Source organism: Methylobacterium sp. A49B, from assembly GCF_053346215.1.
This window is the reverse complement of sequence record NZ_JBKFBO010000117.1, coordinates 270,999-286,754: the sequence shown is the minus strand read 5'-3', so window position 1 is coordinate 286,754 and position 15,756 is coordinate 270,999. Positions and strand designations below refer to the sequence as shown.

Genomic DNA, 15,756 nt, shown 5'->3' with positions numbered 1-15,756 from the left:
AAGTACGATGTCTGACCTCTCCCTCAACGGCATCCCGGTCGTCGACACCTTCGCGGAGGCGTTCGACGTGGCGGGCACCGCCATCATCGTCACGAACGACACCGCCAAGTGGGCGATGATCGCCGCGACCACGATGACCGGCTTCGCCACCTCGGTGATCGGCTGCGGCGCCGAGGCCGGCATCGACGCCGAGCTGTCGCCCGAGGAGACGCCGGACGGGCGGCCGGGCGTGCGCATCCTGCTGTTCGGCTTCGAGCCGAACGGCCTCAAGGACCAGCTGATCAAGCGCGTCGGCCAGTGCATCCTCACCTGTCCGGGCACCGCCTGCTACGCGGGCGTCGACGGGCCGACCAAGATCAAGCTCGGCGGCGCGATCCGCTATTTCGGCGACGGGTTCGCGGTGGCCAAGCGCCTGCCCGACGCCACCGGCAAGGCCCGGCGCTACTGGCGCATTCCGGTGATGGACGGCGAGTTCCTCTGCGAGGACTCGGTCCGGGCCGTCGACGGCGCGGTCGGCGGCGGCAACCTGCTGTTCCTCGGGCGCAATCACGCCGAGACGCTGAAGGTCGCCGAGATCGCCGTCGAGGCCGCCAAGGCGGTCCCCGGCGCGATCCTGCCGTTCCCGGGCGGCATCGTCCGCTCCGGCTCCAAGGTCGGCGGCCGGACCAAGGGCATGATGGCCTCGACGAACGACGCCTACTGCCCGACCCTGAAGGGCCGCGCCGGCTCGGCGCTCCCGGCCGAGTGCGGCGTGGTGCTGGAGATCGTGATCGACGCCCTCACCTCGCAGGGCGTGTCCGACTCGATGCGCGCCGGCCTGCACGCCGCCACCGAGATCGGCGGCAAGCACGGGCTGATCGCCGTCACGGCCGGCAATTACGGCGGCAATCTCGGCCGCCACCACTACCACCTGCGCGACCTGCTCGCGCCGCAAGACGCCACGAAGGAGGGCTGAGCCGTGAGCACCCTCACCCTGCGCGCGGCCCCGCCCGAGCGGCTCGACTTCCTCAACATCAACCCGCTCGCCCTGAGCCGCCTCTCGCAAGGCGAGGCCGAGCGCCTCGAAATCGGCACCACTCGGACCGGCGTGCGGCTCGGCGACTGCTTCGCCGTGTCCCTCGACGGGTCCGATACCCTGACCATCGAGGGCGGCCACGAGCGCCTCGATCGGGTCGGCGCCGCTTTGTCCGAGGGGGCGATCCGGGTCGACGGCGATGTCGGCCAGCGCCTCGGTGCCGGCATGGCAGGCGGCAGCCTGACCGTCACCGGCAATGCCGGTCCCTACGCGGCCTCCGGCGCCACCGGCGGCACGATCACCATAGAGGGCGACGCCGGCGACCATGCCGGCGGCGCGGTCTACGCCGCCAAGGCTGGGCTCGACGGCGCGACGCTGGTCATCCGCGGCTCCGCAGGCGCACATCTCGGCGACCGCATGCGGCGCGGGACCATCGTGGCGGGCCGGGCCGGCGCCTTCGCGGGATCGCGGATGATCGCCGGCACCCTGGCGGCCCTGGCGGTGGGCGACCATCCGGGTCTCGGGATGCGGCGAGGGACGCTTCTCCTCGGCGCCCACGGCCGGATGGCCGAGACCTTCGTGGAGACCGGGACGCACGATCTCGTGTTCCTGCGGCTGCTGGCCAAGGCCCTGCGCGGCCTCAGCGCCGAGCACGCCGCCCTCCTCGACCGACCGCTGCGCCGGTATTCCGGCGACCTCGCCACGATCGCGAAGGGCGAGATCTGGGTCGCGGCCTGACGCCGCCTGGGCAAGGGACGCGGATGCATCCTATGCTCCGCGCCAAGCCGGCCCGTCCGAGGCCGGCAGCCCGGGAAGGCGCCCATGCTGCTGCTGCTGTCGATCTGCCTCGTCGCCCAGCCCTCGACCTGCCGCGAGGACCGGATCGAGATGTCGTTCGAGAAATCGAGCCCCTTCGTGTGCCTCCGCAACTCGCAGAGTGCGCTGGCGACTTGGCAGGCCGCCCATCCCGAGTGGCACGTGGAGCGCTGGCGCTGCGCCGCCAAGGAGGGCTTGCCGAAAGATCTGTGAGCGCCTTGGTTCCCGGGCCGGCCAGTGACATGCTCGGCTCCGCATTGAGAGCGGTACGGGAACGATGCGCTCGCTGAAGGTCCGCTTCGCGCTGCTGCTCGGCGGCACCGCCATCGTGGTGATGTTGGCTGCCGCCGCCGCCTTGGCCGCGATCGGCGCGGCCGAGCGCACCGTCGACCGCACCCTGGAGGCGCAGCGGCGCCTGGAACTCCTCGCCGAGCTGTCGGGCCGACTGACGCAATTCGGTCTCGCCGCCGTCGAGACCGTCGGCAATCCCGACGGCCAGCCGGAGGCGATGGCGATCGCCCGCAACAACGCCGACCGTGCCTTGAACACCGTGGACGAGGCGCTCGCCCGGAGCTTCCCGCCGAGCGACGATCCCGCCGACCGGATGCAGTATGCGGCGCGCACCCGTCCCATGGCGCAGCTGCGGGCCGCCCGCGTCGTGCTCGACCGGCAGGTCGCCCTGATCAGCCGCCAGACCGATTCGGAGCGGCGCCAGGACGCCATCAAGGGCGCGCTCAACGGCTTCGGCGCCATGACCGGTCAGCCGCTCTCCTTCCTCATCGAGGCCGAGCGGCGCAGCATGTCGCTGGGGTCGGACCAAGCCCGCGCCTTGTCCGAACGCCTCCGCGTGGCCGCCGCCGCCGCCGTGGCGGCGGCCCTGGTGCTGCTGGCGATTCTCTACCGCGGCGTCACGCGGCCAACCCTGGCGCGGATCGAGGAAGTCCGCAGGGCGGCGAGCGCCATCGGCCACGGCGCCCTCGACACGCGCCTCTCCGTCGCGACCCGCGATGAGCTCGGCCTGCTCATGACGAACGTCAACCGCATGGCCGCCCGCCTCGCCCGGCGCGAGTCGCGGGTGGCGGCCGACCGGGCGGCGCTGGAGGATACCGTGGCGGCGCGCACCGCCGACCTGCGCGCCGCCAATGCACGCCTGGAGGCGGTCGACCAGTCGCGGCGGCGCTTCTTCGCGGATGTCAGCCACGAGCTGCGCACGCCGCTCACGGTGATCCTCGGCGAATGCGACCTCGCCCTGCGGAGCGCGTCCCGCGGCACCGATCCGGGACCGGTCTTCGCGACGATCAAGAAGCGCGCACAGCGCCTCAAGCTGCGCGTCGAGGACCTCCTGCGGGTGGCGCGCTCGGAATCCGGAGAGATCGAGTTCGACAAGCGGCCCCTCGGCCTCGCTTTGGTCCTGTCGGAGGCGGTAGACAACATGGCCTCCGAGGCGGCGCGGCGCCGGGTCGGCCTGACCCTCGATCCCGGAACGCGGGACGTCGAGTGCCTGGCCGATCGGGAATGGATCCGCCAGACCGTCGAGAGTCTCGTGGACAACGCCCTGCGCCACGCCGCCGGCCTGACGCGGGTGGAGGTTGCCCTGGCCGCCGGTCCCGGTCCTGTCGGGCGGATCACCATCACGGATGACGGGCCGGGTTTCGGCACCTCGGAAGACGAGCTGTTCGAGCGCTTCCGGCGCGGCCAGGGGGCAGGCCCGGACGAGACCGGGTTCGGCATCGGCCTCGCTCTGGCGCGCTGGATCGTCGAGCAGCACGGCGGCACGATCCGGCTGGGAGCCGGGTCCGACGGGCGCGGCGCCCGCGTCAGCCTGGACATTCCGGCGCTCGATCCGGCATGGGATATGGGCACGGCCGGAAACGCGGCCGGCGACGCACAGGTGAGGGAACCGGCTGCATGACGCGGATCCTGATCGTCGAGGACGACATCGACATCCGCGGCCTCCTCGCCCGAGGCCTGGAGGCGGAAGGATTCGAGGTCGGCACGGCGGCCTGCGTCGATGAGGCGCTCAAGGCCGCGCACGATCCCGCGCCCGGTGCTGTGCTCCTCGACATCAACCTGCCGGACGGGTCGGGGCACGACGTCTGCCGGTCCCTGCGCGAGGGCGGTTTCCCAGGCGCGATCCTGTTCCTGTCCGCGCGCGACGAGATCCGCGACCGCGCCGAGGGGCTGGCGCTCGGGGCCGACGACTACATCATCAAGCCGTTCGAGTTCGACGAGCTGGTCGCCCGCCTGCGGACCCACCTGATGCGCCGCGAACAGGCCGAGGCGCCCCGCTCGCGCCTCACGGCGGGCAAGCTGATGCTCGACCTCGAAACCCGCCAGGCGAGCTGCGGCGAGGCCAGCGCCCGACTGACCCCTCGCGAGGCCGACCTGCTCGCCATGCTGATGGAGAGCATCGGGAAGCCGGTCTCCCGTGCGGAGATCTTCGACCGCCTCTGGGCCAGCCAGGGCGGCCTCTCGCTCAACGTCGTCGACGTCTACATCGGTTACCTGCGCTCGAAGATGGCCGATTTCGTCCGCTTCGGCGGGCCGACGCTGACCACCGTCCGCGGCAAGGGATTCATGCTGGAGTTGCGCGGTCCCGACTTCCGGCAGTGAGGGCCTGTACTTAAGTCCTAGATGCCGATGTTTCACGATGGTGGCCGGTTATTTAGCCGGTGTCTCACGAAAAATTTGGGATGATCCGGCAATTTCGTGCTTGAAGCGCGCGACTGAATCGTCGATACCTGTGTCGCGCCGGAAATGAGAGCGCCATCAGTGTCTTAGGGTCTTCTTAGGATCCGCCTGGCACTCGGTGAAGATATCCCAAGGAGAAACACCATGAAGTGGGCTGCCCCCGTCGTGTCCGAGATCTGCGTCGGCATGGAAGTGACGAGCTACGAGTCGGCCGAGATCGACACCTTCAACTGAGTTTTCGGGCCGGGGATCTCGGGAGCCGCACATGCGCGTCGTGATCCTCGGTTCCGCGGCTGGCGGCGGCCTTCCCCAATGGAATTGCCGCTGCCCCATCTGCGCGTTGGCACGGTCCGAGCCGGACCGGGTGCGGCCCCGGACCCAGTCGAGCATCGCGGTCTCCGCGGACGGATCGGACTGGCTTCTGATCAACGCCTCGCCGGATATCCGGCAACAACTCTTCGACAACCGCGAGATGCACCCGCGCGAGGGCCTGCGCCACTCGCCGATCCGTGCCGTTCTCCTGACGAACGGCGACGTCGATCACGTCGCAGGACTTCTGACGCTGCGTGAGGGGCAGGCCTACACGCTGTACGGCACGCCCGGCATCCTCGATTCGGTCAACGCCAACCGCGTGTTCGACGTGATGGCAGAGGGTGTGGTCGCCCGCCGGCCGATCGGCATGGACCAGACTTTCGAACCGCTCCCCGGCCTCTCGGTCACGCTCTTCCCGGTGCCCGGCAAGGTGCCGCTCTGGCTGGAGGACGAGCGGATGGAGATCGGTGCCGAGACCGAGACCACGGTCGGCGCCCTGATCGAGGCCGGCGGCCGTCGACTCGCCTATATTCCTGGTTGCGCGCGGGTCACGGACGGGTTGCGGGCGCGGATCGCGGGCGTGGACGCGCTGCTGTTCGACGGCACTGTCCTGCACGATGACGACATGATCCGGGCCGGCGTCGGGACAAAGACCGGCTGGCGTATGGGACATGTGCCGATGCGCGGCGACAACGGCTCGATCGACGCGCTGGCGGCCGTCGAGATCGGGCGGCGCGTGTTCGTGCACATCAACAATACCAACCCGGTGCTGGTCGAAGACTCGGCGGAGCGGGCGGATGTCGAGGCGGCCGGATGGACGGTGGCGCACGATGGCCTGAGCCTGGCGCTCTAGGACGCAGTCGAACGGGGGCATCCAGCCCGCGCCCTCATCCTGAGGTGCAGCGAAGCTGCCTTGAAGGAGGGCTCCTTCGAGGCTTGCGCTGCGCTCCGGCACCTCAGGATGAGGGGGTTAGGTTGGAGTTCGGTTGCGACGAATGTGGCGACCCGCGCTCGTCGTCTGGAATGGGGCCAGGACGACGATGGCCCTGTGCCGCAGGCATCGGCGCCGCGAACCGGGAGCCCGGACGCGACCAAAGGTTGGGTTGGTCAGCCGCCGACCCTATATCGATATTTAAGTTCAGGAATTCGCCCCGGCGCCGAGGGCGAGACCGCGCCACAGGAAACGCGACCCAAGAACGGACGCCGGATACGCCATGAACGCAGTCTTCCCGACACCCGACACCGCCGACAGCCAGCGTCTCCTCAGCCCCGACGAGCTGGAAGCGGCCCTGCGGGACATCGGCGCGCGGCGCTACCACAACCTGCACCCGTTCCACCGGCTCCTGCACGACGGCAAGCTGTCGAAGGATCAGGTCCGCGCCTGGGCGCTGAACCGCTACTACTACCAGGCGATGATCCCGGTGAAAGACGCCGCGGTGCTCGCCCGGATGACGGACGCCTCGCTGCGGCGCGTCTGGCGGCAGCGCATCGTCGATCATGACGGCGACCACGAGGGCGACGGCGGAATCGAGCGCTGGCTGAAGCTCGCCGAGGGCGTCGGCTTCGATCGCGAGTATGTGCTGTCGACCCGCGGCATCCTGTCGGCCACGAAGTTCTCGGTCGAGGCCTACGTCCACTTCGTCTCCGAGAAAACGCTGCTGGAGGCAATCGCCTCCTCACTGACCGAGATGTTCTCGCCGACGATCATCTCCGAGCGCGTCGCCGGGATGCTCAAGAACTACGACTTCATCACCAAGGAGACGCTGGCCTATTTCGACAAGCGTCTGACCCAGGCGCCGCGCGATGCCGACTTCGCCCTGGACTACGTCAAGCAGCACGCCACGACGCCGGAGCTGCAGCGCCGGGCGATGGCGGCGCTGACGTTCAAGTGCAACGTCCTCTGGACGCAGCTCGACGCCCTGTACTTCGCCTATGTGGCGCCCGGCATGATCCCGCCGGACGCGTGGCAGCCGGGCGAAGGCCTCGTCGCCGAGCGCGCGCCGGTCCAGGGCGGCACCGCCGCCGGCAAGATGACGGCCGGAGACCGGCCGCGCCTGCCCCGCGGCGTCCGGCTGCGCAACGACGAGACCCGCGGCAAGTACGTCCTGCTCGCGCCTGAGCGCACCTTCGACCTCGACGACAACGCCGTGGCGGTGCTCAAGCTCGTGGACGGCAACCGCAGCGTCGCGGAGATCGCGGACGAACTGGGCAAGACCTACGCGGCCGATCCCCGGGCCATCGAGACCGACATCCTGGCGATGCTCGACGGGCTCGCCGAGAAGCGAGTTCTAGAGCGATGAATGCCCTGACGACGAACCGGCCCGAAGCGCCGGCGCCGGTGGGCCTGCTCGCCGAGCTGACCCATCGCTGCCCTCTGCGCTGCCCCTATTGCTCCAATCCGCTGGAGCTCGACCGCCGGTCGGGCGAGCTCGACACGGCGACGTGGCAACGCGTCCTCAAGGAAGCGTCCGGCCTCGGTGTCCTGCACGTCCACCTGTCCGGCGGCGAGCCCACGGCACGCAATGACATCGTCGAGATCACCAAGACCTGCGCCGACCTCGGCCTGTACTCCAACCTGATCACGTCGGGGGTCGGCGGGGCGCTGGGCAAGCTCCAGGCCCTCTACGACGTTGGCCTCGACCATGTGCAGCTCTCGGTGCAGGGGGTCGACGCGCAGAACGCCGAGAAGATCGGCGGCCTGAAGAACGCGCAGCCGCAGAAATTCGAGTTTGCCGCCAAGGTCGTGGAGCTGGGACTACCGCTGACGCTGAACTCGGTGATCCACCGCGGCAACATCCACGAGGTTGCGGGCTTCATCGACCTTGCGGTGAAGATGGGCGCCAAGCGCCTCGAGGTGGCGCACACCCAGTATTACGGCTGGGCCTACGTCAACCGCGCCGCGCTGATGCCCGACAAGGCGCAGGTGGACGAGTCGATCCGGATCGTCGAGGCGGCCCGCGAGCGCCTGAAAGGCCATCTGGTGATCGACCTCGTCGTGCCCGACTACTACGCGAAGTATCCGAAGGCCTGCGCGGGCGGCTGGGGCCGCAAGCTGATGAACGTGACCCCTCAGGGCAAGGTGCTGCCCTGTCATGCCGCCGAGACGATCCCGGGGCTTGAGTTCTGGAACGTCAACGATCATTCCCTCGGCGAGATCTGGCGCGACTCCCCGGCCTTCACCGCCTATCGCGGCACCGACTGGATGCAGGAGCCCTGCCGCTCCTGCGACCGGCGGGAGAAGGATTGGGGGGGCTGCCGATGCCAGGCGCTGGCGCTCGCGGGCGATGCCGCGGCGACCGATCCGGCGTGCTCGCTCTCCCCGCTCCACGCCAAGGTGCGGGCGCTCGCCGTCGAGGAGGCGGCCGAGAATCCGCCCGATTACATCTATCGGACGATCGGCAGCAACGTCCGGTCGCCGCTTAAAGAGGAAGTGCACTCGTGAGAGTTCAAGTCGTGAGAGGTCTCGCCACGACCGCCATCGCGCTGGCGCTGACCGCGCTGCCGGCCTTCGCCGAGGACGCGCCGAAACCCGCCGTCACCCAGGCCAACGCCGCGGCGCCGCCCTCTGCGGCCGATCTGCTGTTCGATCAGCCGCACATGAAGAACACGGACCCCGGTTCGACCATCACCTACGACTACCTGCGCCGTTCCGGGATCTCCAAGGGGCCGTTCGGCGCGCCGCTCGAGGACACGGTGACGCTCAAGATGGAGCCCGGGAAGAGTCCCGAGGCGCGGGACATCTCCGTCACGATGTTCTCAGGGTTGAATCGCGTGCCGGCCGGTCCGTTCGAGGACATGGCGGGCAATCCGGTCGTCTCCCTGTTCCTGGAGAACCACCTTCGGGTGCTGTCGAAGGTGCTGGAAGCCAACCCGCGCTACCTGAAGCTCGCGATCCGCAAGGGCCTGCGCGAGAAGGCGACCGTGACACCCACCAAGGTGACCATCGGTGGCCGGGAGGTCGACGGCTGGCGCGTCGTCACGAAGCCGTTCGCGGGCGACGCGATGACGCAACGCATGCGCGGCATGGACGACATGACCTACACCTTCGTCACCGCCCCTTCGGTCCCCGGCGAGATCGTCTCGATCGAGGCGTCGTCGAAGAGCCAGGACGGCGGCGAACTGCTCGAGGAGAAACTGAACTATGACCAGAAGGCTGGCTAGCCGCACCGCCCTCGCCGCCCTCGCCCTGACGGTTTCGGGGCTGGCGGGCAGGGCGGCCGAGGAGAACGACTACCCGACCGACGCGCGGGTCGATTACGTGTTCGGCTGCATGGCGGCCAACGGCCAGACGCGCGAGAGCCTGCAGAAGTGCTCCTGCTCGCTCGACCAGCTCGCCGCGATCCTGCCCTACGACAAGTACGTGCAGGCGAGCACGGTGCTGTCGATGCGTCAGGGAATCGGCAACCGCGCCAACGAGTTCAAGTCGACCAAGATCTTCGACGACAAGGTCGCCGATCTGCGGCGCGCCCAGGCCGAGGCCGAGATCCGCTGCTATCGCGGCTGAGTGTGGATTGCGCGGCCGGCGTTGCGCCGGCCGCGCGATTCGCGCAGACCGGCTCCCGAACCGCGCTCGTGAACGGGACCCGCTCCGTGACCCCCTCCCCCGGCCTGTCCGACCTCCTGCCCGATCTCGGTGGGCGCACGCTGGTCATGGGCATCCTCAACGTCACGCCCGATTCCTTCTCGGACGGAGGCCTGTTCGCCGGAGAGGCCGAGGCCGTCTCCCAGGCCGAGCGGCTGGTGTCCGAAGGCGCGGCGATCCTCGACATCGGCGGCGAGTCCACGAGGCCCGGCCATACGCCGGTCCCGGCCGAGGAGGAGCAGGCACGGGTCCTGCCGGTGATCCGGGCCGTGGCACCCCGGCTGGCGGTGCCGATCTCCATCGACACCTACAAGGCGTCCACGGCGCGGGTGGCGCTGGAAGCCGGCGCTCGGATCGTGAACGACGTCTGGGGGCTTCAGCGCGAGCCCGACATCGCCACCGTGGCGGCGGCGCATGGCGCACCGGTCATCATCATGCACAACCGCGAGACGATCGAGCCCGACCTCGACATCGTCGCCGACATGCTCGCCTTCTTCGAGCGGTCGCTTGCCATCGCCCATCGGGCTGGAATCCAAGATTCCGAGATCGTGCTCGATCCGGGAGTCGGCTTCGGCAAGACCTGGACACAGCACTTGGAAGCCTTGAGGCGGCTGCCTGAGATTCGAGCCCTCGGTTTTCCGGTTCTGGTCGGTGTCTCCCGCAAGTCGCTGCTGGGACGCTTGCACGATCGCGAGACCCGCCCGGCCGACCGCCTCCACGGCTCGCTGGCGGCGCATGCGGTCGCCGCGACGCTGGGCGCCGACATCGTGCGGGTGCACGACGTGGCGGCCCACGTCGATGCCATGCGCGTGGTCGATGCCGTCATGCGGCCGGAGGGCCGCTGAGCATGGCCGGCGACGTGATCCGCGTGACCCGCATCGCGGTGTTCGGCCGCCACGGCCTGCTGCCCGAGGAGGCGGTGCTCGGCCAGCGCTTCTACATCACGCTGGAAGCCGCTCTCGATCTCCGTCCGGCGGGACGCTCCGACGACGTCGGCGGTACGGTGAGCTACGCAGACCTCACGCAGGTTGCGGTCGAGATCGCCACGGAGCGCCGCTTCAACCTGATCGAGGCGCTGGCGGAAGCGATCGCGACCTCGATCCTGACGGGCTTCCCGCCGGTTGAGGCGATCACCGTGCGGATCGACAAGCCGAGCGCCCCCGTTCCCGCCATCCTGGAGAGTGTCAGCGTGGAGATCACGCGCCGCCGCGAAAGCCATCCATGAGGGCCTATCTCGGAATCGGCAGCAATGTCGGCGACATGGCCGCGATGCTCGACCGGGCGGTCGCCGGTCTCAACGCGACACCGGGCATCAGGGTGGTGGCGCGTTCGGCCGATTATCGCACGCCGCCCTGGGGCAGGACCGATCAGCCCTGGTTCCTCAATGGCGCCGTCGCGGTCGAGACCGATCTGGACCCGCACGGCCTGCTCGATGCGTGCCTGCGCGTGGAGCAGGAACTCGGCCGCGTGCGCGAGGAGCGCTGGGGGCCGCGGGTGATCGATATCGACGTCCTGTCCTACGAGGGCGCCGCCGTGGACGACGCGCGTCTCGTGCTGCCGCACCGCTACGTGCGCGAGCGGGCCTTCGTGCTGGTGCCCCTGGTCGAGATCGCGCCGGATCTCGTCATCGGGGGCGAGCGTGCGGCGGAGGCCCTGGTAAAGCTCGATCGCACGGGGATTGAGCGGGTCTGAAATCGGGGGCCGCACGCGTACCGCCGAGGCCCGTCACGGTCCCTCCACACATCACCTCAGTATGAGGTGGCGGGTCGGACAAACGGCCGCTCACCGTTCGCCGGGTTCGGCCAGCCTGTTCTCCTCCTCGTCGAGGAGCGGCACGTCGTAGTCGCGAAGAACCTTATCGATGTCGGCCTTGCGCTTGCGCAGCACGGTATTCAGCGAGCGCTTCCAGTCGTTCTCGCCGATCCTGACGCCCATGGCGATCCGGTAGGCCATCGGCGGCCGCTCCGGCTCCTTGAGCAGCGGCACGACGCGCATGGCCGTTCCCGACTGCTTGGCGAGCCACCCGGCTGCCGGGCCCCAGAGCACGGCGGCGTCGATCTCCTTGGAGGCCAGAGCCGCGACGATCTCGGCCGCCACCGTCTGGTGCTTGCGGGCCGGATCGAGCTGGTATGGCGCGTAGGCCTTCATGCTGGAGACGAGGCCGAGCTCGCCCATCCGGTTGACCGGCGGCGTGCCGGCGATCACCCCGATGCTCTTGCCCTTCAGGCGCGGGTCGTCGAGGGCGGAGACGCCGTCGAACTCGCCCGCGCGGGTGACCAGCGTGTAGGCGGAGCGATAATACGGGTTGGTCGTCTGGACGAGGTCGCTGCCGAAGGCCTGACCCATGATGAGGTCGCAGAGGCCGGTCCCGAGCGTGTTGCGCACGAAGCCGGGCCCCTGGGTCAGCCAGTAATAGCGGACCTTGATCTTCAGCTCATCGGCGATGATCGCCGCGATCTTGTTCTCGAAGCCGTCCTCCTTGCGTTCGGAGAACGGCATGTTGCCCGGGTCCCCGCAGACGCGCAGCACGTCGGTGGTGACCGTATCCGGCAGATGCTGGGCGTGAGCGCCCTGCGCCACCGTCAACGACAGGGCGCAGAGTGCAAGGATCCGGGCAGGGGACGACATCAACCGCCCATGCACTCCTTCTCGGACTTCCGGGCGCCTTCGGGCTTGTCCTCGTGCTCCGAGGGACGGATACGCCCGATCGCCCCGGCGGCACGCGCCTTCAAGTAGACGTAGAGATCGTCCGAATAGCACATGACGTTCTTGTTGTCGCCGAAGGCCGGCATGACCTTCTGCTCGGAGGCGTTCACGTCCTGCTTGCCGCCGACCAGGATGCCGATGAACTCCTCGTAGGAGAGGTGCTTCAGCGAGTCCTTCAGCGCCGGCGCGTAGGTCGAGCCCATGCCGTCCGGTCCGTGGCAGACGTGGCACTCGGCGTGGTATCGGCGGTATCCGGAATACGTATACCAATCGAGCTTCTTGCCGTCCTGCGTCACGCGGAAGGTCGGATGGCCTTCGGCATCCAGGTACTTGCCGTCCTCGACCTTAACGGCGGCATCCTTCTTGAGGAGCTTCTCGTCCTGCTCGGCCGTCTTGTCGTTGGCGTTGAGCGAGTTGGCGAGGGCGGGGTCGGCAGGCTTGGCATCCTCAGCATGTACGGCCACCGCGGACACGGTGGCTAGGGCGAGGGCGGCGATAACCGGCCGCGTTACGATCGTGCTGAGGTTGAACAAAGCATGTGTCTCCCTAGGCGCGAGGCCTTTCGTCTCCCTTCGAGCCGCAGCCTCTTGCGCATGAGTCTAATCACAAGGATGCCGGCGCGGGAACCCGCGCCGGCACCGATTTTACACTTGCACCCTGCGGCCGATTAGTTCGGCAGAGCGAAGACCGTCAGCTGACCACCGAGGTTGGTGTACTGGGTCAGGGCCGCGTAGCCGCCCACCGCGCCGAGGCCGGCATTCGGGTCGGTCAGGCCGGCCGCGAGGCCGATGCCGGCCCAGCCGCCCACGCCCGAGAGGACGCCGACGTACTGCTTGCCCTTGTGCTGGTAGGTCATCACGTTGCCGATGATGCCCGACGGGGTCTTGAACTTGTAGAGCTCCTTGCCGGTCTTGTCGTCGACCGCCTTCAGGTAGCCCTCAAGCGTGCCGTAGAACACCACGTCGCCGGCGGTGGCCAGAGCACCGGACCACACCGAGAACTGCTCGGGGTTGGACCACTTGATCTTGCCGTTGACGCCATCCCACGCGATGAAGTTGCCCATGCCGCCGTGCGAGTTCGGGGCCGGGTACATCGAGAGGGTCGCACCGACGTAGGGCTGGCCCGGGGTGTAGGTCACCCGGAACGGCTCGTAGTCCATGCAGACGTGGTTGGTGGGCACGTAGAACAGGTTGGTCTTCGGCGAGAAGGCCGCAGGCTGCTGATCCTTCGACCCGAGGGCCGCCGGGCAGATGCCCTTGGAGTTGGTGTCCTCACCGTTCTGCTCGGTCGAGTACTTCGACACGACCAGCGGACGGCCGTAGTTCTTCGAGCCCTTGTCCATGTCGACCTTGGTCGCCCAGTTGACGGCCGGGTCGTACTTCTCGGCCACCAGCAGGTTGCCGTCCGCGCGGTTCAGCGTGTAGCCGAAGCCGTTACGGTCGAAGTGGGTCAGGAGCGGCTGCTCCTTGCCGTCAACCTTCTGATCCGTGAGGATCATCTCGTTGATGCCGTCGTAGTCCCACTCGTCGTGGGGGGTCATCTGGTAGACCCACTTGGCGACGCCGGTATCCGGGTTACGCGCCCAGATGGTCATCGACCACTTGTTGTCGCCCGGACGCTGCTTGGGGTTCCAGGTCGAGGGGTTGCCCGAGCCGTAATACATCAGGTCGAGCTTGGGATCGTACGAGAACCAGCCCCAGGTGCAGCCGCCGCCGGTCTTCCACTGATCGCCTTCCCAGGTCTTCAGCGAGGAGTCCTTGCCGACAGGCTTGCCGAGCGAGGTGGTCTTCTCCGGGTCGACCAGCATCTGGTCGTCCGGACCCTCGGAGTAGCCGCGCCACACCTTCTTGCCGGTCTTCAGGTCGTAGGCGGTGACGTGGCACTGCACGCCGAACTCGCCGCCCGAGATGCCGACGATGACCTTGTCCTTCACGGGCAGAACCGTGGCGGTATTGGTCTCGCCCTTCTTCGGGTCGCCGTTCACGACCGACCAGTTGACCTTGCCGGTCTTGGCGTCGAGCGACACGAGGGTGGTGTCGGCCTGGTGCAGGAGGATGGCGCCGTCGGCGTAGGCCAGACCACGGTTGACCGTGTCACAGCACATGACCGGGATCACGGACGGATCCTGCTTGGGCTCGTACTTCCAGACGATCTTCGCCTCGTGGTCGAGGTCGAGGGCGTACACGATGTTCGGGAACGGCGTGTGCACGTACATCATGTTGCCGATGACGAGCGGCGAGCCCTCGTGGCCGCGCAGAACGCCGGTCGAGAACGTCCAGGCAACCTGGAGATCCTTGACGTTCTTGGCGTTGATCTGATCGAGCTTGGAATAACGCGTATTGGCGTAGTCTACCGTCTGAAGGACCTGCTCCGCCGGATTGGCGATGCCCTTCATGACGCTTTCGTTGGCCAGCGCCGGCGCGGCGACGGCCGCAACACCCGCGCCGAGCGCAAGGAGATGCACTGCTCTCATGGGTTCCTCCGACAAGTCTTTAAGGGTCGTTGCGGCGCGCTTAGAGAAGGGCGTCGCTCGGACTCCGACCTGACTGTTTGCGACAGGGATGGACGCCTCGGTAGCGGGCATAGTGGACTTCGAGGAGATCTACCGATCCCCTAGCCAGGAACCGCCATCCCTGGGGCGGCTCCCTCGAAACCGAGGCTTGAACGAACTCTAAGAGATTTTTGAGCGCCGTCAACTCGCTCTTCCGCGCGATAACCCCCGCGGTGAAAGCTTCGTTTAGGGTGACACAAGCCTAGTCCCTGTCATTGTGCCGCGGAAGAAAATGCTGCGACGCACAATTAGTTCGGCTTCGTTCGGGATTGTCCTCACGCCGATGTGACGCCTTCCTATGCAGGTCTTGCAGGGGGCGAAGCTTTGCTACGGCGCCATATGCGCGCGTGGCGGGAGCCGGACCGTATCGCTTCGGCGTCGGCGCGGAGGAATCTTTGCGGTGCGAAGGCGTCCAGGGGCCTCCCCGGCGACGGAACCGCCGACGCGGTGGCCGTGCGCCCAGTCGCCGCACTCGTCGTTGATCGGGATCCAAGAATGCTTCGGCGGGTTCGCGCGAGAAGATTGCCGAATCATCCCGGGTCACTGGACGCTGGAAGACGCGCGACGGCCGGGCCGGAGGACCCCTCCCCCGGGACTGATCGATCCCCTCATCGTAGATGTGCAGCAGACCGGTTTTCGCAGGGCCGCGCGATGTGGGCCCCGCGTCGCCCTGCGGCCGCACATCGCAGCGCGAGGCTCTGAGTCGCCATGCGCGGCGAAATCAGGCTATCGACGTCCGCCTAGAGCGGGCCGACCGGCCCCGTTCCCTCGAACTCGGCCACGTCGCCCACGAGATCGGTCAGGGATATCGTCAGGCGGCGGCCGTTCGCGAGCCGGAGCTGGGCGTCAGGCTCAAGCCAGATGGGCCGCAGATTGGCGTGACTGCCGTAGAGATTGCCGAAGGCGACGACGCCGCCTTCCCGTCGCTCGATGACCACGCGGTAACGAACCCGCACGGAGCCGCAACCCTCCGCCGAAACCAGCCCACGGCCGGTCAACGTCTTTAAGACTTCGTTCGGCTCGAACATACGCACGACGCGGAGGGGATTAATCGGCAACCCTGTTGCCATTTAATCCCGACCC

The 15,756-nt window shown here is 68.2% G+C and carries 18 protein-coding genes; 14 read left to right on the top strand and 4 right to left on the bottom strand.

Features of this window, described 5'->3' with window-relative positions; genetic code table 11:
• The first annotated feature begins 7 nt into the window (after positions 1-7).
• From fhcD to folK, 14 genes are all read left to right on the top strand, one after another.
• Positions 8-955, top strand: coding sequence for a formylmethanofuran--tetrahydromethanopterin N-formyltransferase (fhcD, locus tag ACLBX9_RS22635; RefSeq protein ID WP_010682013.1), 948 nt, complete (start codon positions 8-10; stop codon positions 953-955).
• A gap of 3 nt (positions 956-958) precedes the next feature.
• Positions 959-1,753: a formylmethanofuran dehydrogenase subunit C gene (locus ACLBX9_RS22630; protein WP_447720501.1), complete on the top strand. Its 795-nt coding sequence runs from the start codon at positions 959-961 to the stop codon at positions 1,751-1,753.
• Between the two features lie 84 nt (positions 1,754-1,837).
• Positions 1,838-2,044, top strand: coding sequence for a hypothetical protein (locus ACLBX9_RS22625; RefSeq protein ID WP_010682015.1), 207 nt, complete (start codon positions 1,838-1,840; stop codon positions 2,042-2,044).
• Positions 2,045-2,108: 64 nt separating this feature from the next.
• A complete protein-coding gene (locus ACLBX9_RS22620) occupies positions 2,109-3,743 on the top strand; it encodes an ATP-binding protein (protein WP_447720500.1) in 1,635 nt (544 codons plus the stop codon).
• Positions 3,740-4,444 carry a response regulator transcription factor gene (locus ACLBX9_RS22615; RefSeq protein ID WP_010682017.1) on the top strand — a complete coding sequence of 235 codons (705 nt, stop codon included), beginning with the start codon at positions 3,740-3,742 and terminating at the stop codon, positions 4,442-4,444. The genes ACLBX9_RS22620 and ACLBX9_RS22615 overlap by 4 nt, the downstream gene beginning before the upstream one ends.
• A gap of 222 nt (positions 4,445-4,666) precedes the next feature.
• Positions 4,667-4,756, top strand: coding sequence for a pyrroloquinoline quinone precursor peptide PqqA (gene pqqA / locus ACLBX9_RS22610; RefSeq protein ID WP_007564431.1), 90 nt, complete (start codon positions 4,667-4,669; stop codon positions 4,754-4,756).
• Positions 4,757-4,787: 31 nt separating this feature from the next.
• Complete coding sequence (pqqB, locus tag ACLBX9_RS22605; protein ID WP_447720499.1) at positions 4,788-5,687, top strand: pyrroloquinoline quinone biosynthesis protein PqqB; 900 nt, start codon at positions 4,788-4,790, stop codon at positions 5,685-5,687.
• A gap of 361 nt (positions 5,688-6,048) precedes the next feature.
• Positions 6,049-7,134, top strand: a complete 1,086-nt coding sequence (gene pqqC, locus ACLBX9_RS22600) for a pyrroloquinoline-quinone synthase PqqC (RefSeq protein WP_010682020.1) — start codon at positions 6,049-6,051, stop codon at positions 7,132-7,134.
• Positions 7,131-8,276, top strand: a complete 1,146-nt coding sequence (gene pqqE, locus ACLBX9_RS22595) for a pyrroloquinoline quinone biosynthesis protein PqqE (RefSeq protein ID WP_447720498.1) — start codon at positions 7,131-7,133, stop codon at positions 8,274-8,276. Before pqqC ends, pqqE begins: the two co-directional genes overlap by 4 nt.
• Positions 8,277-8,287: 11 nt before the next feature.
• Complete coding sequence (locus tag ACLBX9_RS22590; RefSeq protein ID WP_447720497.1) at positions 8,288-8,995, top strand: hypothetical protein; 708 nt, start codon at positions 8,288-8,290, stop codon at positions 8,993-8,995.
• Positions 8,976-9,338, top strand: a complete 363-nt coding sequence (locus ACLBX9_RS22585; protein WP_447720496.1) for a hypothetical protein — start codon at positions 8,976-8,978, stop codon at positions 9,336-9,338. The genes ACLBX9_RS22590 and ACLBX9_RS22585 overlap by 20 nt, the downstream gene beginning before the upstream one ends.
• 86 nt (positions 9,339-9,424) lie before the next feature.
• Positions 9,425-10,261 carry a dihydropteroate synthase gene (folP, locus tag ACLBX9_RS22580; RefSeq protein WP_447720495.1) on the top strand — a complete coding sequence of 279 codons (837 nt, stop codon included), beginning with the start codon at positions 9,425-9,427 and terminating at the stop codon, positions 10,259-10,261.
• 2 nt (positions 10,262-10,263) lie between these two features.
• Positions 10,264-10,641, top strand: a complete 378-nt coding sequence (gene folB / locus ACLBX9_RS22575; RefSeq protein ID WP_447720494.1) for a dihydroneopterin aldolase — start codon at positions 10,264-10,266, stop codon at positions 10,639-10,641.
• Positions 10,638-11,108, top strand: a complete 471-nt coding sequence (gene folK, locus ACLBX9_RS22570) for a 2-amino-4-hydroxy-6-hydroxymethyldihydropteridine diphosphokinase (RefSeq protein WP_447720493.1) — start codon at positions 10,638-10,640, stop codon at positions 11,106-11,108. Before folB ends, folK begins: the two co-directional genes overlap by 4 nt.
• 90 nt (positions 11,109-11,198) lie before the next feature.
• Here folK and xoxJ read toward each other — a convergent pair whose 3' ends face one another.
• The 4 genes from xoxJ to ACLBX9_RS22550 form a co-directional block, all read right to left on the bottom strand.
• Positions 11,199-12,044: a rare earth element methanol dehydrogenase accessory protein XoxJ gene (gene xoxJ / locus ACLBX9_RS22565; protein WP_191991817.1), complete on the bottom strand. Its 846-nt coding sequence runs from the start codon at positions 12,042-12,044 to the stop codon at positions 11,199-11,201.
• A complete protein-coding gene (locus ACLBX9_RS22560) occupies positions 12,044-12,655 on the bottom strand; it encodes a c-type cytochrome, methanol metabolism-related (protein WP_010682028.1) in 612 nt (203 codons plus the stop codon). The genes xoxJ and ACLBX9_RS22560 overlap by 1 nt, the downstream gene beginning before the upstream one ends.
• A 134-nt stretch (positions 12,656-12,789) precedes the next feature.
• Positions 12,790-14,595, bottom strand: a complete 1,806-nt coding sequence (gene xoxF1, locus ACLBX9_RS22555; protein WP_010682029.1) for a lanthanide-dependent methanol dehydrogenase XoxF1 — start codon at positions 14,593-14,595, stop codon at positions 12,790-12,792.
• Positions 14,596-15,413: 818 nt separating this feature from the next.
• A complete protein-coding gene (locus ACLBX9_RS22550; protein WP_039892169.1) occupies positions 15,414-15,701 on the bottom strand; it encodes a hypothetical protein in 288 nt (95 codons plus the stop codon).
• Positions 15,702-15,756: the final 55 nt, after the last annotated feature.